This window comes from Streptomyces sp. NPDC058576 (genome assembly GCF_042718715.1).
In the GTDB taxonomy this organism is placed as follows: domain Bacteria; phylum Actinomycetota; class Actinomycetes; order Streptomycetales; family Streptomycetaceae; genus Streptomyces.
Genome location: NZ_JBHXPF010000096.1, coordinates 1 through 20,125, shown reverse-complemented (window position 1 = coordinate 20,125; position 20,125 = coordinate 1). Strand labels below are relative to the sequence as shown.

Below are 20,125 nucleotides of genomic sequence, written 5' to 3'. Positions count from 1 at the left end.
CTGGGAACGCCGAGCCGACATCCACGAAGCCTTCCTCAAGCTGGCCTGCTGCCTGATCACCCGCCGACAGATCAACTCATTGTGTTAGCCGTTGTGAGTGCGAACCGTATGAGCGACGGGTCGGTTACTCGCACAAGCACTGCCGCCGCTGTGTGAACGTGGAGGCAGTGAAAGATCGGTCTGGACACGTGCTGTGGATCTCGTCAGCTTCCCGCACGGTGTCACGAAATCCGCCAAGCCGTCCTCACTCCAGAGGCAGCGGTAAAAATGCCCCGCGCTTACTTTTATGAGCTCCCCCCACCTCTGAGGCGACTCTCCCAATAAGCAAGGCCCCTTCGGCATACTTCGGTTGAGGGATGGCCCGTACCGAGGTTTCGCTCGAAGTCGATCAAAAGGTTCCTGAAGCTAACCGCGGCCCCTGCTGCATCGCCTGATGCTCCCTGACGGTCAGCATGATTGTGGCGTGCTGTGAGAGTTATGGGGTGCGTAGAACCCAGAAAATCCGCCATGTCGAGCAGTAATCTACTCGATTCTCTAACGGTCCCAAGGATGTCGCCGCTGCGTACGCGCCACGTTATCTGGTTGTCCCGGGCCGTGAGGGTTACGATATTTCCTGGTCCTAGGATTTCCTCAAGGTCCGGTATGAGCGAGGAGAATTCGCGAACAGCACCAGCAGGATCCCCGGCCTCGCCAATCCAAGAAGCTAGGTCGTTTCGCGTTGTAAGGGTGGATGGATGATTGGGGCCAAGAATTCGTTCCCGATCGCTTAGTAGGCGTCTGAGGTCCCGTATGGCACCCGTAGGGTTACCCGCCTTGGCTCGCCACCTGGCAAGGTCGCCTCGGAGGGTGAGGGTGCGCGGATGGTCGGCCCCCAGGACGTCAGTAAAGAAGATTCTCAAGGTCGCAAGGCTCTTGGCTGCGAGGACGGTCTGGCCTGCCTGGCCCTGCCAACAAGCGAGGTCATGTTTGGTGAACAGCGTGTCCGGGTCGGTTGGGCCGAGGGCATGTTCTTGGTCGACGGCCAGCGACTGAAGGCTGTCGATTGCGGCAGCAATGTCGCCAGTCCTCCCCGTCCAACGGGCGAGTTCGTGACGGGTGAAAAGCGTCTCGCGGTGGTACTCGCCCCAGGTGAGCATTTGGTCTGGCAAAAGACTCCGAAGTTCCTTGACTGAACCCAGATAATCGCCTGACCTTCCTCGGAATAGCCCGAGGTTAAATCGGCTAGTGAGGGTGTGCGGGTGATTAGCACCCAGGAGATTATTCTGGGAGATTCGGATAGATTCGAGCTCGGTGACGGCTTCGGCATAGGCTCCCGATTCACCCAACCAGGCTGCGAGGTTCCCACGCGCTGCTAGTGCGAGCGGATGCAGTTGCCCGTTGATGCGCTCCGATTTGGCCGCGACGTCGCGAAAATGCGATATAGCTAGATCTACTTGCCCAGCCTCTCCAAGGCTCCTTCCCAATCGGAAAAGAATTACGTGTGGGTAGGGATTGAATAGCTTATCGCCAGCTACCTGTAGGAGAGTCTCGGCATTGGCTCGAAGCGCCTGATCCATTCTGGTATTGCGATCAAGATCCGGCCAACCGGCCGCCAGGGAATCGGAAGCGGCGCTTGCTATCTTGGTTCGCGCTTCAGGGGGGAGAGCCTCACGGGTTGCGCGTTGAATTAGTTGGTGCGTATGTACCGTTTGGCATGCATCCGAACGATTATGGTCAACCAAATTCAGGCGATGCAATGATCGCACTGCACCAAGGGCATCAGTGACGGACACCTCGGCGAGGGGTGGCTGGCTTCCAGTTATGATCGCCCTGCTGTCGGCCAAGTAGGCCAGTGCAGGCTTGCTGGTTAAAACTGAGATAGGAATGCCGCTTCCGTCGAGCGTCGAGGCCAATTGCAGCATCGGACGTGCTAGGCCAGCGGGGCGGAGGAGGTCGGCACGCTCAATCGAGAGTGACCAGGCGGCAGCGACGGTCGTATCTTGATCGTCGGGGAGGGCGCTCGGGTCAGGAACCACGTCCCGAAGTTCTGTTGCCCGCTCCTTCAAGATGTTTCGGTAGTCAGAGAGGCTCATTGCCGCGTCGACGATGTAGGCCGCAGCTTGGGAGAGCGCGAGCGGCAGGTGCCCGAGGTCGGTCGTCAGTTCCGCCAACTGATCAGGGTGTTCGATGCGGTCATGTATCGCCAAAAACTCGGTCAGGTAGGAGATCGCCTCGCCGCATGTGAATAGGCCGACGTCCGCGAACTGTCGACCCTGCCCTGCCAAGGCCGCATCCCGGCGTTGCGTTGTCACCACTGTGGTGCCATGAGGGTTGGAAGGCGGCCAGAGGCCACGCATATCGCTGGGGTCAGCAAGACCGTCCAGGATGATTAGCCAACGGCAGAGTTGGGCCCCTCTTTTCGGCTCCAGCCAAGAAAGAAGGTCTCTAGCAGCGTGCTCCAGATCAATGGGGGAGATTCCCAAGATCTCTGCTGCCGCCTGGGCATACGCGGAGATCACCGCCGCGCGGTCACCGGCGGTGATCCACACCAAAACGTCGATGCGACTGGACTCCCAGGCGCTGCGTGCGAGGCTGGCCGCGAGTTGTGTCTTGCCAACGCCCCCGGTGCCCGTGAGGATCACCGAGCTGCCAGGCGGTATTGCACGGAGGGCATTTGCCGAAGGCCGTTCCTGGAAGGCGGTTGCCGTGGGCGGAAGTACGCCCACCTGGTGCGGCCAGGTGGCCGGCGCGCGCGGGACGTGTGGCTGGATCACCGTCAACTTGCCGATGTAGCCGCTGTTGGCCACCCCGCCGGAGGAGGCGGTGGCTGCTCCAGTGTGCGTAACGACTGCTAGTTCTGCTGCCCCGTCGCTGGGGGCGTCAGGAGACGGCCCTCGATAACCGGTGTTGGCTGATCCGTTGTCGCTAGCTTCGGCATCCCCTGTATCCGCTACGACGACCGCGTCTGTTGGTTCTACCGCACCGACGCTGGGACGATCGCCATCGCCGGAGAGCGGGGAGCCACCCTTGGTCCACGTCATTGCGGCTGCCATCCTTTAGACCTGTGAACTGTGATCGCTTAGCTGTAGTCGATACCAGTGCTAGCGCTGCTCCCCTTACCGTCTGCGGTTGCGTCTCCGGTGCGCACGGCTCGGGCTGTCCCATCCCCTACGGCCCGGGGGCGTCGCACGCCGGTGCGCGCCGAGCCGCCGCTGGTGGCCTTTGCTTCCCCCGTGTCGATGGCCGTGTCCGACAGCGGTGTAGCCGTCACAGGGCCTGGTCTGCTCCGCCCCTGACGCCAGGTCCAGAGTGCCGCCGCGATTCCCGTCCCGGCTTGCACAGTGGCACCGATGAACTGGCCCGCACCAGGGCCGTCCAACAGCCAGACCACAGGAGTGGACGCGATACCAAGTGCGGCGATCACTCCAACGGTGATCCTGCCCGTGCGAGACATATTTCCCCCTCGAAAGTGACCCCAGTTCACGTCAGACCAGCCTAGATGGCTTCCTGTTCGGCGATGAGCTTTTCCGCAGATACAGCTGCGCTGTTCTAGGGGACGGGAGTAGAGTCAGGCGGCTCGGGCGGCTCCCGGACGGCCTCTGTCAGGGTGACCTCCATCTTGATGACTTCTCGGTTGTCGTGAATCCGCGCCGCGAGGCCGTTTATGGACTCGCTGTCGAAATAGTAGGGCGGCGGCCAATCCAGGGCCTTGCCCGATGGGGGCCACAGCTCGACCACCGAGCCGTGGAAGTCCGGGAGTGGAGCGAGATTTCCTTCTACGAACGGAATGAACACCTGAAAGGCGACGCGAAGCACGGAGAAAGTGGCACACCAGCCATTGAGCTGATCGATTTCCGTCTTCGTCGGCTGGGGTGCATAGATGGGACGAATTACGAGGGCCAACGGGTTACTGTCGTAGTACGCCGCGATCCACACGCGCATTCCGGGGTGCGGATGGCGGAAGATCTCCAGGCTCTGACTGAACCCGCGAGGGATGACAGCTTCGCCAGCGGAGTCGAAGAGGATCGCTTTCATGGCCGCCCATAGAGCGAGTCGCAGCTGCTCTTCCTCGCATACGAGGCGGGTGCTGAAAAACATGGGCAGCATGATCGAAGATGCGTCGTTATCGAGGACCGGCATCCAGTTGTTGTTGCAGCGCTGGCACGCGGGAGCGGTCGGCCATTCGATCTTCCGCTTCCGTGGATCCGGCGAGCCATTCTTTACGCCCAGCTGGCGCAGCTCCCGAATCAGCCACTTCGGGTAGATATGCTCCTTTGTTGGCTTCTGCTCCAAGTCTGGGCAGAAGGGACACAGGCCGCGTTGCGTGGGTAATGCATATGTCTCTTCCGGGCCACGGGGAGGCACGTCGACAAACGCCTCTTGAAGGGGCTGATCGAGAACCGCACGTCCTTGCCGAAGGAGTTTGACGGCTGAGTCTAGACAGGTCCGGTGTGCAACTCCCAGCATGTACAGCGGCTCACCTGCAGGGGGCGGAAGTGGGTCGGCGAATCCCTGACCCGCATCTATGCGGGACGCTGCGAGCCAACTTCCGGATTGAGCCCCGTACAGCTCCACCCATGCGTGAACATTGCGCTTCACAGGGTCACCGCAGCCTGCAAGGCACCGGAGCCGACGCCATTCCCAGCTCCACGGGTCGAATGACCTTGTCATGGGTGCATCCTGACCAAGCGGTGGCGGCGCGACAGCCCTCTGGGAGCGGATTGTGCCGCCGACGGAAGTTGGTGAGGTACGGGCATCAGTTGTCTCTCGGTCCGAGGACGCGCGGCGGAGCATCTGGCTGGAAATCACTTGGGCGCATCTATTGCCAGCCATTGAGGGAGACTTCCGGGCCTCCCGTGAGGTATCGATGAAGGGCGCTTGAAGTGGTGTCGACGAAATTCTCGGGTACTGCATCGGCATCGACCCAGCGGACCTGGGAGTGCTTGCGGGGTTCGCGGTTTTCGGGTCTGCCAGTCCATTCGTGCGTGGCGAAGACGACCGTGAGGAAGCCATTGGGGGACTCAACGCCCCAGGCACCGTGGATGATGTGGGCGACCTTGAGGGAGTCAGGCTCCACGGTGAGGCCCGTCTCCTCGTAGAGCTCGCGGACTGCCGTCTCAGTGATGGGCTCGCCCGGTTCGCTCTTGCCGACGGGCAGGTCCCACATCCCCTGGGCGAACTTGGCGTTCTCGCTGCGCTGGAGGAGCACGACGCGGTTCGTGGCCTTGTCGTGGACAATGACGGCCGCGACCAGCAGGGTCATGGAGTCGAGCGCCGGCTTGAGGGCTGAGGGGCGGTTGTCGGTCTGCTGAGCCACGGGGTTCCCTTCGTCGGGCGCGTTGTTGGGCATGTTAGGCGAGGGCCTCGCGGGCGCGGCGGGCGAGACCTGCGGCACCGGGAACGCGGCGGCGCTGGTAGATCGCGAGGGTGGAGCGGATCGAGGTGATCGCCTTGCGGGTGCGGTCGGAGGTCATGCCCTCCATGAGGACCAGGGCTTGAGTCCAGGCCGCGACCGCCTCGTCAGCCCGGGCCTGAGCGGCAAGGCTGTCGCCGAGGTCGGCGTGGGTGAGGGCGTGGACGCGCTTGTACTTCTCCGGGTCCCAGCGGGTGAGCGCGTTGCGGTGCTGTTGTTCTGTACCGATGTGGTCGGCGAGGTCGGTCAGGGTGCGTGCGGTGTGGCTGGCCACGGTGCCGGCTGCTGGGCCGCTGACGCGGGAGAAGCTGGGCTGGGGACCGTCCTCGCGCAGGAGGGCGTCTTCGGCTCGGAGGAGGGCGCGGGCGGCCAACGGGTTCTCGCCGACCGCTGCGTAGGCGCGGGCGTGCGTGATGTGGAGGAGGGCTTCGGTTTGTCCGTCCACGTGGCCGAGGCCGCGGGAGAGCGCGCCTTTGACGAGGTCCACGCAGTGGTGGGGTTGCTTGAGGCTGAGGGATTGATGGGCGAGGGCGCGCATCATCCATGCGGCGTGGCCGTGGGGGTCCGCTTCGCAGGCGAGCTGGTAGCCGACCTGGTAGTAGCGCTGGGCGGCGCCTTCGTGGCCGAGGTCGTGGTGCTTCCACCCTGCGAGGTAGGCGAGTTCGGCGACGGCGCCGAAGGCGGCCCGGCGTAAGGCTTCTGCGGGGAAGCGGCCGCGCAGCATGGGGGCTGCCGTGTCGGCAAGGTACGCCGTGACCGTGGTCAGGCCGTGCCCGCCGCCGAGCCGTTCGTCGGCGGCGCTGAAGGCTGCCGTGATCTGTCGTACGACGTCGATGTCGTCGCTGCCGACGAGGGAGCGGGCGGTGCGGGCGCGGAGCAGCCGTGAGGTGGCTTCGTGGTCGTGCAGGAGCGGCATGGCCACGCCGGCCGTGGTGAACGCGGCGATGGCGAGGAAGCGGCGGCGCTCGACGTCCGCGCGGCCGAGGTCGGTGACCGCGGTGACGGGGTCGGTGTCCGGTGGCGACTCCGTGTCGGGTGAGTGGAGGCCGAGCTCGGTTCGGGTGACGACGCGGCCCAGGCGCCGGGAGAGGGCTTCGGCGAGGTACTGCCCTGCTTGGCCGGATGGCGTGCGGGCACCGCCCACCCAGTGGGAGATGGCCGACTTGTTGGTCTGGAGTAGTTCGCCGTTCTCGGCGGCGATGCGGCGTACATCCTTGGCGAGTGCCTCGTACGTGCACTCGGCGGCGTTGACCGTGTCGCGCAGGCGGGAGTTGGCGCTGGTCGGTGTCGGCACGATCGCCTCCGCTCCGGATCCGTAAACCGTGTATACCGCTTGACCTCGGTCACACCGTACCCACTCTGCGTAGCGGGCGGTTCACTTATCGACAGCCGCCCCACTCACGGCATCGCGAGCCGGGCGGCTCCCAAGTTCCGTACGCCCTAACGGGTTCGGGCATTCCTATGCCTCGGCCCGGACGATCAGAGACGGAGACACGGTGACCACCATCGACACCGCGACCATCACGGTCGAGCTGCCCGACGCCTTCGACCCGCGCTGGAACCGCCTGCCCGGCATCCACGTGGACGGTCGGCGCATCACCATCGACCCGGCCGAGTACTTTTTCCGCTTCGAGTCGAACACGTGGCACGTCGCCGACTGGGAGCTGGTCAAGACTCAGCTCCTGGACGTGGACGAGACCACCGAGAGCGCGGTCGAGCAGCTCGCGCTCGACTTCATTAAGAACCACGGCGAGTCCACCTCCGACGCGGCCCGCGTGCTGGCGACGGCGTACGGGGTGTACTCGTATCTCTTCCGCGAGGAGCACCTGGCCGGTCTCGGCCTCCCGCAGGTCACCGCCGACCACCTGCGCATGCTGCGCGAGGCAGCCACGCTGATGGCACTCAACAAAGTCGAGCTGGATGGGCACATCTCCAACGTCGGCCCGTGCTGGTTCTTCCCCGCCGCCACGGCCGTCGTCTTCGACCTGGACGACGAGACGGGCGGAATGCTCGACGAGGTCTACCACGGCGGCTGGTTCAACGAGCACCGCCGGATCGAGTCCATCAAGGCCCACGCCGCGCTCGGCGGCCGGCTCGTGCACGGCTGCCAGTCTGTGCCGGACCAGTCCGGCGGCGTGGTCGCACCCTACGGTGCCTCGATGGCCAACTTCCGCGACGACCTCGCCGAGTTCAAGGCGGGCTGGATCGAGCAGGTCTACGCCCACCGCGTGACCGCAGCCGAGTAACCCCGCCCCCAGTACGGCTCCGGGGCGGGCCAGCTCGCGCGCGCCCGCCCCGGAGCCCACCAGTCCCCTGGAGACCCGCCATGGACCAGAGCCTGTCCGCCACCCTGCTGGACGACCTGTGCGCCCTCGTCGGCAAGCCCCTCCCCGAACGTACCGAGATTCGCGTCTGGGGCATGTCCGGCGTCGAACGCGTCACCTTCCCCGACGGCACCACGGCCGTTTTCAAGTACGCCAAGGAGCCCTTCGACCGCGAGGCCCAGGCCCTGCGGGCGGCATACCAGCGCGGGCTCCCGGTCCCCGCGCTCCACGCCACCGCCATGCAGGACAAGTGGCTCGGGATGCTCATGGACGACCTCGGCAACCCCGTACGGGACGCCGACGACCTCGACGGTGTCGCCGCCGCCGTGATGCTCCATGCCGCCCGCCCGGCGGGCGGTCTGCCCCTCCTCGACGGGGCGGGCCTCGCAGCCCTGCCCGGCCGAGCCCTCGATCACCTCCAGCGGCTGCGGAAGACCGACCGATGGACGGACTGCGACGACATCGAGACCGCGCTGGGAAAGATCTCCGCCGCGGCCGAGACTCGCGTCCAGGGTGCGACGCTCGACCCGTTCGGCTGGGTCCACTCCGAGTTCCACCCCACGAGCATCCACATCGGGGAGAACGGCTGGCACCTCCTCGACTTCGCACGCGCCTTCACCGGCCCCGGCCTGATCGACCTCGCCTCCTACCAGGGCACCACCGACGTACCGAGCCCCTTCCGACTGCGGGTGTTCCTGGAGCAGTACGTCATCGCAGGTGGTCATGAGGACGCCCTCGCAGCCCGGGGCGGCCTGGCCGCCGAGGCATGGGCCCTGGGCTGGCACCGCATGTGGGCCGTGGAGTGGTTCATGGAGCAGGCCATCCGCTGGATCAACGACCCGGACAAGGACCCCGCGTACATCCCTGTCGTCCGCCGCCACCTGAACGACGTGGTCCAACTCCTGGAGGTCTAGGTGCTCGCCCAGTTCTCCCCCTGGTACGCCCACGCAGCCCAGCGCACAGCCGCTGCCCCCGCGCACGCCCTCACCGCGCCGGCCCGGATGGAATGGAGCACCCGCGCCGGCGTCGGACCCGGCGCTGAGATTTTGGGACGGGATCTGTGCGGCAAGCGCGTCCTGGAGCTGGGCTGCGGCCCCGGCCACAACGTGGCCCACCTCGCGAAGCACCACCAGGCCCGCGTCACCGGCGTGGACCTGGTCGGCCTCCAGGTACGCCGCGCCCGCTCCCACTACGGCCACATCGACGACGCCACGTTCGCCGCCGGTCACGCACTGCACCACCTTCAGGCCACCGGCCGGACCTTCGACGCGATCTATTCCGCTTTCGGTGCCGTCGGCCTCGTCGCCCCCGAGCTCCTCCTCACCGCCGTTTCCCGACGCCTGAAGCCTGGCGGTGTCCTGGCCTTCTCCGTCCCTCACCCGGCACGGGCCGGAAGACATCCATCCACGGACGACCGTCCGCGCGAGGACTACGTCACCATGCCCGACCGCACCCGATTGCCCCTCGCTCGATGGGAGTTCGACGCCCGCCGCTGGGGAGCCCACCTCTCCCGGGCGGGCCTGGGCGTCACCTCGACGGTGGAGCTGCGGCCCCCGCGCCGTGACCCGTGGCCCACCACCCTCCTGATCACCGCCCGCAAACGCTGACCGACGGAGGCACCGATGACCCTGCCCTACCTGCTCCTGGACATCGACGGCGTCCTCATCCCGTTCCCGGCCGCCGACGGCAGCACCCCGCCCACCCACGTCCGCCACACCGTCCTGCCCACCGGCCGGCACCCCGACGACCCCGTCCCGGTCTGGCTCGACCCGAGCCAGGGCGGCGTTCTCACCGACCTCCTGACCAGCGGGCTCATCACTCCCGTGTGGTGCACGAGCTGGCGCAAGGACGCCGCCACGATCATCGGCCCCCTCCTGGGGCTGCCCGACTTCCCTTACCTCGATCTGCCTCGCCCCCGGATCACCACCAGCCACCCCGATGGCTACCTCTGGAAACGCGACCACGTCGACGTCTGGCTGGCAGACGCCCCCGCCGTCTGGATCGACGACGACTTCACCGGCCTCGACCACGACTGGGCGGCGGAGCGCACCGCCAGGGGAACTCCGACCCTTCTCGTGCAGCCCGACCCACATTTCGGGCTGCAGCCCGAGCACCTGACCGAGCTCACGAACTGGGTCTCGCAGATACCTACAGCCCGCGCCGTCTGACGGCTGATGCCCTCGCTGCCACGAGCAGCGAGGGCATCAGGATGCGCTGTGGGGTCTGACTCCCTGAGTGCCTGTGGAGTCGGGACCCACCTCAGGCGGTGCCGACTGGCCTGCCGGACCTACGGATCGGCTGGCCGAGAAGCTTCTCTACCTCCGCGGATGCGGCGTCGAGGAATTCCTGACCGAACAGACAGAGGGACTTCTCCCAGGGGTGCCCAAAACTGCCGGTACGGAAGTCTTCCGCGAGGTAGATGTAGTAATCCCCATCGGGGTACGGGCTCAAAGGCCAGGCCAGCTGCCCCGGGCCACCGACGCCCAGCGGTGCGAAGCGATACGACGTGTGCTGCCAGTCGAGCGCGAGCAGCGTTCCGCTCGGGCCCATGCAGGACTTCAGCCCCTGCTCGATCACCTTGACCAAGCGGTCCAAACGCTCGTATTCAGGGTCGTCGTCAAGCACGGCAAGGCTCCAGGTAACCGATGCAACGGGCTCCTTGATGGCCGGCCACTTGAAAGAACTCGTACTCGGCCGGAACACGAACTCGTCGTAGAAGCGGTCCCAAACGCGTCGGTACTCGGCCTCAAGCAGCTCGACCACGGGACTCTCCATCATGGCCCGACCCTATCGAGTCGCCCGTGTGAGGATCGGAGATAGATCCTTCACGGAACATCGGTCCCCTCCACTCGGACCATCAAGGCATTCCGTGAGAGGCGGGGGACGGCCTGATAGCCTGCGATCTTCGCCGGTCACCCGGACGGAGTCCCCCGGCAGGTCTTCATGTCTTGCTCTGAGCAGCTCATGACAGCTCTCGATGCCCTGGACCACGCCTTCGCCTCAGAAGGTCCCTTCCTCGTCACAGGATGCACGTACTGCTACGGCGAGCACGACTTCGCCGAACTCTCCGGCCCGCTGCACCTCATAGGCGACGACCTGGTTTCCTCGATTGCCGCAAAGACGCCTGATCATTGGGAGGACTTTCCTCGTCTCTATCGTCACCTCGTCCCGCGCATCATTCGCCTACTCGTCACAGGCCGACTCCACATCGACGAGGAGCTCATCGCCTCCCGCCTGATCCACGCGGGCTGGGCCACCTGGGACTTGCCCTTGTCCGAGGCTTTGCGGGACGTCTGGTCCGCTTGGTGGCAGAGCACGCTGCATACCCACCCCAGCCCCGTGCCCGTCAGGGATTCCCTCAGCGTCATCACCGTGGCCACCAACAGCTTGCGTCCTTGGCTGAACACGTGGACCGCGACCAATACCCCGGCCGCTGACGCGCACTTGGCAGACCTCGTTGACGACGTGATGTTCGAGTTCGAGATCACCGACTTGCGCATGGGCTTCTACGATGAGTACGACGCCACTGCCGAACTGCTGGGCTGGCTTCTCACCGACGTGCGCGATCGTGTCAGCGACACACGTCTCGACGCCCCCTTCCTCTATGAGCACCTTCAGGCAACTGCTCAGCGCTCCAGCTGATCTGGTACGCCATCCGGAACTGAGCGGAAAGCCCCGTCTCCTCAGGGTTGGGCGTTCCCCGAGGGAACACTTCCGGTGTTCCCTCGGGGAACGTGTCGCACCGGGGGCTGTGCCGGCCTTCGCCTGCCGGTCTCTTTGTCGGGAATCTGGCTGGGAGAAACCGGGGTCAGCGGTGCCGACTGCGCTCCTCGGGCCTCGTGGCCTCTGGCGTAGCCGGATGGCGTGGCGTGGCGGACCTGGCCGATGTGCCACTGATGGCGCTTTGCCTGCGAGCGGCTTGCGTCCGCCGGTTCGGTTGTGCGGCGATGCGCCAGTTGAGGACCTCGGCGGGGCGCTCGGCGCTGTCGAGCTCTGGTTGGGCGCTCACCTCGATCAGGAGACGTCGGGGGTTGTGGCCGGCGGTTTCCGCTTGGGCGAGGGTTGTGGTCAGGGCGGTCCAAGTGGGGTCGGCGAGGATTCGGTCGGCGTGGTTGGGGAGGGCGGCGCGCACGTCCTGCTCGAAGCGGCTGGCGGTGGCGGCTCGTGGTGCGCGGTGGGCAAGCTCCGCCAAGGCGGGTGCGGCGGCCTGCTGGTAGCCCGTCTGGAGGTGGCTGAAGGCTTCCTCGGCCGCGGCGGCCTGCTGTTCGTGGCCGCGCTGCTCGTGCCATGTGGCGGCGGCGCGGGCTAGGTGCACGGTGGCGAAGAGCAGGGCGATGGCGAGTCCACCCGGCTCGTTGGAAGCGTAGGCGAGTTCCTGGGCGGCCTTGCGTAGGGCTGTGGCGACTTGGTGGTCGGCGCTGGTAGCGGAGCGGCGGGCGCGGTTGAACGCCACCGCCGCCGATCGTAGTTCCGCCCGGTGTAGGCCGGTCGTGGCGCTGGCGATGTTGTAGAGGGCATCGCCGAATGCGGCGATCTGGCCTTGGGCGGCGGCATCGTCGTCGGAGTCGAGGACGGTGTGCGCCCTTTGTATCGCGGAGATGGTGTGCTGCCACGGTTCGGTGGGATCTGCCGCGAACCGGGGACGGTCGGCTGCCTCCTGGTCGGGGAGGCGTTCGCGGAGGCGGTTGATGGAGAGGTCGGGGGCGAGCTTCGAGCCGCCGTACCAGACGGGCTCCCCGGCGCTGTTGGTGTCGCCGGGTGCGGCGAGGCTGTAGCCGATCACGTCGCCGCTCTCGGGGCCGAGGCGTGTCTTGACCTTGATGCCGAGGGACTGCAGCACGGTGAAGTAGTCGGCCTCGGTGTGTACGGCGGCGGCGACCGCGTACGCCCGCTCGCGCAGCCACTGTCGTGCCGTGACCGTCTGGCCCTGGCGCTCGGCCTTGGCGCGTTCGGCGCCGGTGGGGGTACGGGGGGCCGTGAGGTCGCCGGACTTCAGGCGGCGCAGGCCGAACTCGGCTTCGATCCTGCGGCACTCGGCCTGGGCCCGCCAGCCGTCCTGGTGGGTGCGTGGGCGGCGTCCGTCGGCGCGGACGGTGGTGGCCATGATGTGGATGTGGTCGTCGGCGTGGCGTACCGCGATCCATCGGCATGCCCTCTCGTCGCCGTCGGGGGCGATGCCCGTGGCGTGCACGACGCGGCGGGCGACCTGGGCCCACTCGGCGTCGGTGAGGTAGCGGTCGCCGGGCGCGGTGCGGACCGGGCAGTGCCAGACGTGCTGCGGTGGCTTCTTGCCGCCCAGCTCGCGGGTGCGGAGGTCGACGTGGTGGTCGAGTCGCCTGGCGAGCTGGGTGTAGGTGGCTGCCGGGTCGCGGCCGGGGTCCGGGGCGCCGGCCATGTCCCAGGCGGCGACGATGTGGGGGTTGGTGTGCTCGTCGCGGCGGCCGGGGCCGAAGAGGTAGGCGATCAGTCCGCGACTGTCGGAGCCGGTGGAGACGTCAGGAACCATGAACCTTTCCTCCCGCCAGGAGTTGGTCGATGAGGTGGAAGCTGTTCTGCGCTGCTTGCTCAACGCGGTCGAGAATCGTTTCGGCGCGCTCGGGCACGGTTCCTCGGTTGATGGCTGCGGTGATCTGGTTGAGGTTGCCGCCGATGCGATTCAGCGCGACGGTTTGCGCCTCGACCGCTTCGATCAGCGGGCGCAGAGGATCGTCCTCCGGGCTGCCGACCATCCCCGCCTTGCCCTGCGCAACAGCCAGGGCGGCGTCCCCGACGAACCCGGCGAACCTCTGACCCCGCTGGTGTGCAGCGCCGCTGATCACCTGAACCGCCGTGCGCGTGAAGCGGATGGTCTTCTCCTGATCGCGCTTCTCGACCGTGCGCTTGCGGTTCATCCGCGTGGGCAGCACGGGGGCGTCGAGATCTTGCCAGGACGGCTGCTCGACCGGCGGTGGGACGTCGGCCTGCGGCTCAGTACGAGGAGCTTCGGAGTCGGCGGGCTGGCAAGAGTCCTCCGCCACCCTCTGCTCCGGCTCGGGCGCCCCCTGGCGCTTGGCCTTGTCCTCCGCCACCCCTGGGGCGGGGGCAAGCGCGGACGAAGCCTCGTTAGAGGCTCGTTCGCTCCAGCTTGCTGCTGGTCGTCGGGGGAGCCTGAACAGCTTCCTGTGGCGGCGGGAGGTGGTGTCGTCGGCGTTCGATTCGGGCATGGTGGTGCTCCGTCAGTCGTGTGGGTGGTGGTTCGTCGCGTCCGTCGCATCCGTCGCATGGCTGGTCAGCACAGGTACGGAGAGGGCCGCAGGTACGGAGTGATCCGTAACGGCGACGAGATCCGTCCCCGCGCTGACCTGCGCGGGGACGGATGCGACGGATTGATGTGGACCTGGAGTCAGCGAGTGGGCCTGGGGCCTGCGGGCCCTCCCGGCGGGCCGGTGGGCAGCGTCCCGGACGGAGGGGCGGGTGGCCTGCCCTGGGTCGGACGTGCCGGGACCTCGGCGGTGGGTACCGACGGGGCGGGGTCGGGGCAGTAGCGGGCCCAGGCGTCCACGAAGTGGTTGCGGGCGTACGCCTTGGCCTGCCTGCCGTTCTCGAACCGGTAGTTGGCCGGGCTGATACCGAAAACACGCAGCAGATTCGCCAGGTGGTAGGCGTTCAACCGCTTCGTGCCGTACTCCGCCCACGGAGCCTCGGCGTCCTGGATCAGCACGGCCAGCAGGTCCTGGCTGCGCAGAGCCTCCTTGCTGCCCTCCTGGTCGAAGACGCGGCGGATGTCACGCAGCAGCCGCGTCTTCAGCGTCGTCTGCTCGTCCTGGACCACCTCGTTACGCGTCATCGCCAGACAGGCGGCACGTGCCCGCGCTGGCCAGTGCCCACCGGCGAGATCGGCGACGATGACGAGCGGCTCCCATGTGTCGGCGGCGCGGTCCTCGACGGGCATCTTCGGCACCGCGCCCGCGACGGTGCCGCGCAGCGGGACCAGCCAGTCGGCCAGCCGGCCGCGAAGCGCGTGCAGTTCCGGCACGGAGTACCGCGAGCGGAACGGGGTGATCCGCTCGCCCGGCTTGCGCTTCTGCATGCGGATGACGATCGCCCGGTCCATGATCGTGTCCGGCAGGTCGCCGATGCCGGCCAGCGCCGCCATGGCGAAGGTGGGGAACGCGGTCGGCTTGTGCTCCGGCCCGGAGATCCGCCAGGCGGGCCGGTTGCGCTGGTGCCCGGCGTTCAGCAAGCCGCGCAGGTCCTCCTTGTCGCCCGCCTTAGGGCCGAAGATGGTGTCGGCCTCGTCCACCAGCAGCGTCGGCGGCGTCTTGCCGATGACGCGGAAGACGACCGCCGGGGAGGTGTTCACCGTCATCATCGGCTGGTGGACGGTCTCGTAGAGGACATCCAGGAGACGGGACTTGCCGCACCCCTTGGTCGGCCCGACCACCGCCAGCCGTGGCGCGTGCTGGAGGCCAGGCTGGATGTGGGAAGCCGCGACCCAGAGGGTGACGGCGGTCAGGGCCTCGTCGCTCGGCAGCACCACGTACCGCCCGATCGCTGTGCGGAGGTCGTCCAGCATCGCGCTGCCTTCGCCTGCTGCCCCGTCGCCGTCTTGGGCTTCTGGTCCGCCTGGAGCGGGATCGCCTGCGCTGTACGACGCTGTTGTCGGGGCACTGGCCTCGGCAGGTCGTGAATCGCGCGAGCTCCGGTGCGGAGCATCGGCGGGCGGGCCTCCGATGGCGGGGCGCGTCTGCGGGTCGCGGGTGGGCAGACCCTGGCCTGGAACCGCGATCGGTGGCCAGGCAACACCGGATGCCTTCGAGGTGGCGGGGGACGTAGGGTCCTTCATAGATGTTCCTCTCAGGTGGGGGCGAGACGGGCAAGGTCTCGCCCCCGACCAGTTCGTTCAGGGATGGGCGAGGTGCAAGGGGATCTCCGGCCCTCGGCGTAGGCGTGCCGAGGGCCGTTCCCGTGTCCGGGCGGTCCGGCGGCTCATGAGGCCAGGCCCCAGTCCCCTCCGCCGTCGATCAGCGCGCGCTCGTAGCGCAGCAGTTCGGCCTCGGGGTAGAGCACCCGCTTGCCGACCTTGATGCCGCGCGGCCCCTTCTTGAGCTGGCGCCAGTAGCGGACGGTGCTCTCAGCGGTGCGGTAGCGCTCGGCGACCTCGGCGGTGGTCAGGTATCGCATGCGTTCCTATTCGGCTAGGTGGCGATTCGATCTGCATAATCTGTACCTCATGATCGGCGATTAGCCAAACCGGGAAGCCCATGTTTCAATTTGGATAGCGAAGGTCGCGATGGAGGTTCGATGGCAAGCGAGAAGGCCGAGGGTGGCGAGGTGCCGCTGCTCTACAGCGAAGGCAACGTGGCGGGCCGCGTGGCCCTGGAGCGTGAGGTCAGAGGGTGGAGCACGACCGAGCTGGCCGAGCGCGTGACCAGAGCCGGCGTGAAGATGAACCAGACGGCCGTCTGGCGCATCGAGAACGGCTCACCCCGTCGGCGGATCAACCTCGACGAGGCGCTCGCCTTCTCCCGCGTCTTCGAGCTCCCCCTCGAAGAGCTGATGTCGCCGCCCCTCGAAGGGCTCGACGTCGACAGCCGACGGCTCGTCCAGGAAGCCGTCGAAGCGTTCTACGAAACCCGTGACGCCCGCGACCGTCTGCACCGTGCCGTGGTCGCCGTCGCCGGCCACATCAAGGCCCACCCGGACAGCTCGCGGGCGATCCACGAGCAATGCCTCCGCCTCATGGGGGACGAGCGAGACGCCCGCGTCCTCAGCGGCGACATCGAGGACGGGGGCCACTACTGACAACCAGCACAGAGGAGAAGCCACTTGGCGAACGTACAGAAGCGCCCCAACGGCAAATGGCGCGCCCGCTACCGTGATCTCGACGGCAAGGAGCACGCTCGCCACTTCGGCCGGAAGCTCGACGCCCAGCGCTGGCTCGACGAGGTCACAGCCAGCGTGGTCACTGGTCAGTACGTCGACCCGCGCGCCGGTCGCATCACCTTCGCGAAATACGCCGAGAGGTGGCAGGGCTCGCTCATCGCGAGCGAGGCGGGTGAGCGCATCACCGACAACGCGCTCCGGCTCGACCTCGTACCGGCGCTGGGTGCCCGCTCCCTGGCGGCGATACGCCGCAACGATATACAAGTGCTGTTCAAGCACCTGTCCGACCAGCTCGGCCCGGGCAGTGTCCGGAACGTCCACGACGTCCTCGTGCGCGTCATGACGGCGGCCGTGGACGACAAGGTCATCGCCTCCAGCCCGTGCCGCCGGATCACCCTTCCGGTCATTCCGGACGAGGAGGTCACCCCGCCCACCGTCGCCCAGGTCGAGGCCATGGCGCGCGTGATGCCGCCGTATATCCGCGCGGCCGTCGTCGTGCTCGCCGGGTCAGGCTTGCGCATAGGTGAGTTGCTCGGCCTCAAGGTGGCGGACATCGACTTCAAGGTCGGCAGCATCCGGGTGGAGCGGCAGCGGCTGCAGTCGGGGAAGATCGGTCCGCCGAAGACCGCCAAGTCCCGGCGGACGGTTCCGGTCGGCGAAGTCGTCACCGACGCGCTCCTCGCGCATCTTGCCGCTCGTCCGTCCAGGGAGTGGCTGTTCACCATGGAGGGGGGCGAGCCGCTCAACTACCGCCGCTGGAAAACCGAGTGGAACTGCGCCCGCAAAGCGCTCCAGACGGAGGAGAACAAGGTGGCCGAGTACGAGGGCCGCAAGCCCGTCGAGCTGCCGCACCTGGTGACCCACGACCTGCGGCACTTCTACGCCTCCGCGCTCATCGCGGGCGGCGCGAGCGTCAAGCAGGTGCAGCTCGTCCTCGGCCACGCGTCCGCCGTCATCACGCTGCGGATCTACGCGCACCTGTGGCCGGGCGAAGAAGACCGCACCCGGTCCGTGATGGACGCCGTTCTCGGCGGCCTGCGGACCGGGTGCGGACAGGTAGGCGACATGACCGGCGAAACAGCAGGTCAGACGGCTAGCCGGAGATCAGGCCTTCTTGGTCTCCCAGAAGATCCGGTCGACCTCGGCGATCAGGTCCAGGGCCTTCTGACCCGTCTTCGGGTCGTTCGAGCCCTTGGCCGCGGAGAGCGCCTTCAGGGTGTCGTTGATGAGCTGGTGCAGCTCCGGGTACTTCTCGAAGTGCGGGGGCTTGAAGTAGTCGCTCCAGAGCACCGAGACGTGGTGCTTCGCGAGCTCGGCGCGCTGCTCCTTGATCAGGACGGCGCGGGTGCGGAAGTCCGCGTCCTCGTTGGCCTGGTACTTCTCCTGGACGGCCTTGACCGACTCGGCCTCGATGCGGGCCTGGGCCGGGTCGTACACGCCGCAGGGCAGGTCGCAGTGGGCGCTGACCTTCACCTTGGGGGCAAACAGGCGGGAAAGCATGGAGCTGTCCTCCTCGTGATCGTCTTCTCAGGTGGGACATTACTCCGTGGAGCGCCGCTTTCCGCGGCTGCCCCAGGGGCTTAGGTCAAAAGTCCGGGGTGAGAATCGGGCCGTCGGCCGAATGTACGGAGCCGTAGACGGGGCGATGTACTGACGATGTGCTGGAGGAGGAGCGGGAGGTGCCGGAGATGCCGGAGCGGCGACAGGTGTCCGGAGGCGGGCGGGTGACGCGGCGTCCGTTGCGGGTCGTGGAGGTGACGGGCCCCTCGATGGTGCCCACCCTCTACCACGGCGACCTGCTGCTCGTGCAGTACGGAGCGCCCGTGCGCCCCGGTGATGTGGTGATCCTGCGCCACCCCTTCCAGCAGGACCTGCTGGTGGTGAAGCGGGCCACCGAGCGGCGGCCCGGCGGCTGGTGGGTGCGGGGCGACAACACCTTCGCGGGCGGGGACAGCACCGATTACGGGACCGTGCCGGAGGAGCTGGTGCTGGCCCGGGTGCTGGCCCGCTACCGGCCCCTGGCGAGGGGTCAGCGGTCAGTGACGGCCGTGGTGGGCTGGGCGGTCTCCGCGCTGCGGCCGGTGCGCTCGGCCTCCTCGCGCTTGCGGGCCCGGTAGGCGGCCACGTTCGCCCGGGTCGCGCAGCGGTCCGAGCAGTAGCGCCGGGAGCGGTTGGTGGAGGTGTCCAGGTAGGCGTTGCGGCACGGCGAGGCCTCGCACAGGCCGAGGCGGTCCACGCCGTGCTCGGTGAGGTGGAAGGCGAGGCCCATCGCCGCGATGGCCGCGTAGCCGGCGGTCGCGTTCGACGGATGGTCGGCCAGGTGCATGTGCCAGTCCGGCCTGCCGTCCTCGTCCCGCACGTCGTGCCCCGAGATCTGCGGGCTCACCGGGAACTCCAGCAGCAGCGAGTTCAGCAGGTCGACCGCGAGCGTCTCGTCGCCGCCGTCCGCCGCGTCGAAGACCGCGCGCAGCCGCGCCCGTACGGAGCGGAACCGGGTCACGTCGGCGTCCGTCGTCCGCCGCGCCGCCTGCTGATTCGCGCCGAACAGTTCCCGGACCGCCTCGACCGAGGTGAGCGCGTCCTTGCTACGGGCCGGCTCCTCGGTGTTGACCAGGCGCACGGCGTAGTCCGAGTAATAGGCCAGTTCCACTTGTAGTCCTTACGGCGTCGGTCTAGAGTCGGGGCATCGGCCAGTGTAATGGTCGAGTGACGTGAACGGGCATTACGTGGAGGGTGACGTGACGGAGACGGCTACGGGTACCGACTGGCAGTCCTGGCAGGAGAGCTGGGACCGCCAGCAGGAGTGGTACATGCCCGACCGCGAGGAGCGGTTCCGGGTGATGCTGGACATGGTCGAGGCGGTCGTCGGACCGGAACCGCGGGTGCTCGACCTCGCGTGCGGTACGGGCAGTATTACGGACCGGCTCCTCAAGCGGTTCCCGAACGCCACGAGCACCGGCGTCGATCTCGACCCCGCGCTCCTGGCCATCGCCCGCGGCACTTTCGAGGGCGACGACCGGGTCGCCTTCGTCACCGCCGACCTCAAGGATCCGGACTGGACGGCCCGGCTGCCCCACACCTCGTACGACGCCGTCCTCACCGCCACCGCCCTGCACTGGCTGCACGCCGAGCCGCTCGCCGCGCTCTACGGGCAGCTCGGCGGCCTCGTCCGGGACGGCGGGGTGTTCATGAACGCCGACCACATGATCGACACCGCCACACCCCGCATCAACGCCGCCGAACGCGCCCACCGGCACGCCGCAATGGACCGGGCCAAGGCCGCCGGCGCGCTGGACTGGGCCGACTGGTGGGCCGTCGCCGCGAAGGACCCGGTCCTCGCCGGGCCGACCGCCGAGCGGTTCGCGATCTACGGCGAGCACGCGGACGGCGACATGCCCTCCGCCGACTGGCACGCCCGCACGCTCATCGCCGCCGGCTTCGCTGAGGCGCGCGCCGTCTGGGCGTCCCCCTCGGACACCCTGGTCCTCGCGGTGAAGTAGCCGGCTCCCGCGCCGGGCCGGAAGAGGGAGGGGCGGTACGGGCC

At 67.5% G+C, this 20,125-nt stretch carries 19 protein-coding genes and 2 pseudogenes; 10 read left to right on the top strand and 11 right to left on the bottom strand.

What is annotated here, in order from left to right:
- Nucleotides 1-88: pseudogene (locus tag ACFWRV_RS34945) on the top strand (IS5/IS1182 family transposase); the annotation flags it as partial.
- 196 nt (nucleotides 89-284) lie between these two features.
- Here ACFWRV_RS34945 and ACFWRV_RS34940 read toward each other — a convergent pair.
- From ACFWRV_RS34940 to ACFWRV_RS34925, 4 genes are all read right to left on the bottom strand, one after another.
- A complete protein-coding gene (locus ACFWRV_RS34940; RefSeq protein WP_384340005.1) occupies nucleotides 285-3,020 on the bottom strand; it encodes a tetratricopeptide repeat protein in 2,736 nt (911 codons plus the stop codon).
- 508 nt (nucleotides 3,021-3,528) lie between these two features.
- Nucleotides 3,529-4,272 carry a hypothetical protein gene (locus ACFWRV_RS34935; protein ID WP_384340003.1) on the bottom strand — a complete coding sequence of 248 codons (744 nt, stop codon included), beginning with the start codon at nucleotides 4,270-4,272 and terminating at the stop codon, nucleotides 3,529-3,531.
- Between the two features lie 526 nt (nucleotides 4,273-4,798).
- Complete coding sequence (locus tag ACFWRV_RS34930) at nucleotides 4,799-5,329, bottom strand: NUDIX domain-containing protein (protein WP_384340002.1); 531 nt, start codon at nucleotides 5,327-5,329, stop codon at nucleotides 4,799-4,801.
- Between the two features lies 1 nt (nucleotide 5,330).
- Complete coding sequence (locus ACFWRV_RS34925; protein ID WP_384340000.1) at nucleotides 5,331-6,686, bottom strand: tetratricopeptide repeat protein; 1,356 nt, start codon at nucleotides 6,684-6,686, stop codon at nucleotides 5,331-5,333.
- A 202-nt stretch (nucleotides 6,687-6,888) separates the two neighbouring features.
- Here ACFWRV_RS34925 and ACFWRV_RS34920 point away from each other — a divergent pair, with 202 nt between their 5' ends.
- From ACFWRV_RS34920 to ACFWRV_RS34905, 4 genes are all read left to right on the top strand, one after another.
- Nucleotides 6,889-7,638, top strand: coding sequence for a hypothetical protein (locus ACFWRV_RS34920; protein WP_100561481.1), 750 nt, complete (start codon nucleotides 6,889-6,891; stop codon nucleotides 7,636-7,638).
- Between the two features lie 80 nt (nucleotides 7,639-7,718).
- Nucleotides 7,719-8,630: an aminoglycoside phosphotransferase family protein gene (locus ACFWRV_RS34915; protein WP_384339998.1), complete on the top strand. Its 912-nt coding sequence runs from the start codon at nucleotides 7,719-7,721 to the stop codon at nucleotides 8,628-8,630.
- Nucleotides 8,631-9,323: a class I SAM-dependent methyltransferase gene (locus ACFWRV_RS34910; protein ID WP_384339997.1), complete on the top strand. Its 693-nt coding sequence runs from the start codon at nucleotides 8,631-8,633 to the stop codon at nucleotides 9,321-9,323. It begins immediately after the preceding gene.
- Nucleotides 9,324-9,338: 15 nt separating this feature from the next.
- A complete protein-coding gene (locus tag ACFWRV_RS34905; RefSeq protein WP_384339995.1) occupies nucleotides 9,339-9,884 on the top strand; it encodes an HAD domain-containing protein in 546 nt (181 codons plus the stop codon).
- A gap of 91 nt (nucleotides 9,885-9,975) precedes the next feature.
- On the opposite strand, the gene ACFWRV_RS34900 is transcribed toward ACFWRV_RS34905, so the two are convergent.
- Nucleotides 9,976-10,494 carry a DUF2716 domain-containing protein gene (locus ACFWRV_RS34900; RefSeq protein ID WP_100561485.1) on the bottom strand — a complete coding sequence of 173 codons (519 nt, stop codon included), beginning with the start codon at nucleotides 10,492-10,494 and terminating at the stop codon, nucleotides 9,976-9,978.
- Nucleotides 10,495-10,659: 165 nt separating this feature from the next.
- On the opposite strand from ACFWRV_RS34900, the gene ACFWRV_RS34895 reads away from it, so the two are divergent.
- Nucleotides 10,660-11,358 carry a hypothetical protein gene (locus tag ACFWRV_RS34895; RefSeq protein WP_384339993.1) on the top strand — a complete coding sequence of 233 codons (699 nt, stop codon included), beginning with the start codon at nucleotides 10,660-10,662 and terminating at the stop codon, nucleotides 11,356-11,358.
- 166 nt (nucleotides 11,359-11,524) lie between these two features.
- Here ACFWRV_RS34895 and ACFWRV_RS34890 read toward each other — a convergent pair whose 3' ends face one another.
- The 4 genes from ACFWRV_RS34890 to ACFWRV_RS34875 form a co-directional block, all read right to left on the bottom strand.
- Nucleotides 11,525-13,222: a relaxase/mobilization nuclease domain-containing protein gene (locus tag ACFWRV_RS34890; protein WP_384339991.1), complete on the bottom strand. Its 1,698-nt coding sequence runs from the start codon at nucleotides 13,220-13,222 to the stop codon at nucleotides 11,525-11,527.
- Nucleotides 13,212-13,784 (bottom strand): hypothetical protein, encoded by a 573-nt coding sequence (locus ACFWRV_RS34885; RefSeq protein WP_384340009.1) that lies wholly within the window; start codon nucleotides 13,782-13,784, stop codon nucleotides 13,212-13,214. Before ACFWRV_RS34885 ends, ACFWRV_RS34890 begins: the two co-directional genes overlap by 11 nt.
- A gap of 314 nt (nucleotides 13,785-14,098) precedes the next feature.
- The gene (locus ACFWRV_RS34880; RefSeq protein WP_384339989.1) at nucleotides 14,099-15,541 is read right to left on the bottom strand and encodes a DUF3631 domain-containing protein; all 1,443 of its coding nucleotides are present in this window, start codon (nucleotides 15,539-15,541) and stop codon (nucleotides 14,099-14,101) included.
- 143 nt (nucleotides 15,542-15,684) lie between these two features.
- Nucleotides 15,685-15,879: a helix-turn-helix domain-containing protein gene (locus ACFWRV_RS34875; RefSeq protein ID WP_363025872.1), complete on the bottom strand. Its 195-nt coding sequence runs from the start codon at nucleotides 15,877-15,879 to the stop codon at nucleotides 15,685-15,687.
- 120 nt (nucleotides 15,880-15,999) lie between these two features.
- Between ACFWRV_RS34875 and ACFWRV_RS34870 the strand changes: the two genes are divergently transcribed.
- Nucleotides 16,000-16,500 (top strand): helix-turn-helix transcriptional regulator, encoded by a 501-nt coding sequence (locus tag ACFWRV_RS34870; protein WP_100561490.1) that lies wholly within the window; start codon nucleotides 16,000-16,002, stop codon nucleotides 16,498-16,500.
- Between the two features lie 24 nt (nucleotides 16,501-16,524).
- A pseudogene (locus ACFWRV_RS34865) lies at nucleotides 16,525-17,676 on the top strand (tyrosine-type recombinase/integrase); the annotation flags it as partial.
- A gap of 9 nt (nucleotides 17,677-17,685) precedes the next feature.
- On the opposite strand, the gene sodN reads toward ACFWRV_RS34865, so the two are convergent.
- On the bottom strand, nucleotides 17,686-18,081 hold the full coding sequence (sodN, locus tag ACFWRV_RS34860) for a superoxide dismutase, Ni (RefSeq protein WP_003966342.1): 396 nt from the start codon (nucleotides 18,079-18,081) through the stop codon (nucleotides 17,686-17,688).
- Between the two features lie 188 nt (nucleotides 18,082-18,269).
- Between sodN and sodX the strand changes: the two genes are divergently transcribed.
- Nucleotides 18,270-18,698 (top strand): nickel-type superoxide dismutase maturation protease, encoded by a 429-nt coding sequence (gene sodX, locus ACFWRV_RS34855; protein ID WP_384340007.1) that lies wholly within the window; start codon nucleotides 18,270-18,272, stop codon nucleotides 18,696-18,698.
- Here sodX and ACFWRV_RS34850 read toward each other — a convergent pair.
- Complete coding sequence (locus tag ACFWRV_RS34850; RefSeq protein WP_384339987.1) at nucleotides 18,611-19,231, bottom strand: CGNR zinc finger domain-containing protein; 621 nt, start codon at nucleotides 19,229-19,231, stop codon at nucleotides 18,611-18,613. The two genes, sodX and ACFWRV_RS34850, sit on opposite strands and share 88 nt — an antisense overlap.
- Before the next feature lie 88 nt (nucleotides 19,232-19,319).
- Between ACFWRV_RS34850 and ACFWRV_RS34845 the strand changes: the two genes are divergently transcribed.
- The gene (locus tag ACFWRV_RS34845) at nucleotides 19,320-20,081 is read left to right on the top strand and encodes a class I SAM-dependent methyltransferase (protein ID WP_384339985.1); all 762 of its coding nucleotides are present in this window, start codon (nucleotides 19,320-19,322) and stop codon (nucleotides 20,079-20,081) included.
- Nucleotides 20,082-20,125 lie beyond the last annotated feature (44 nt).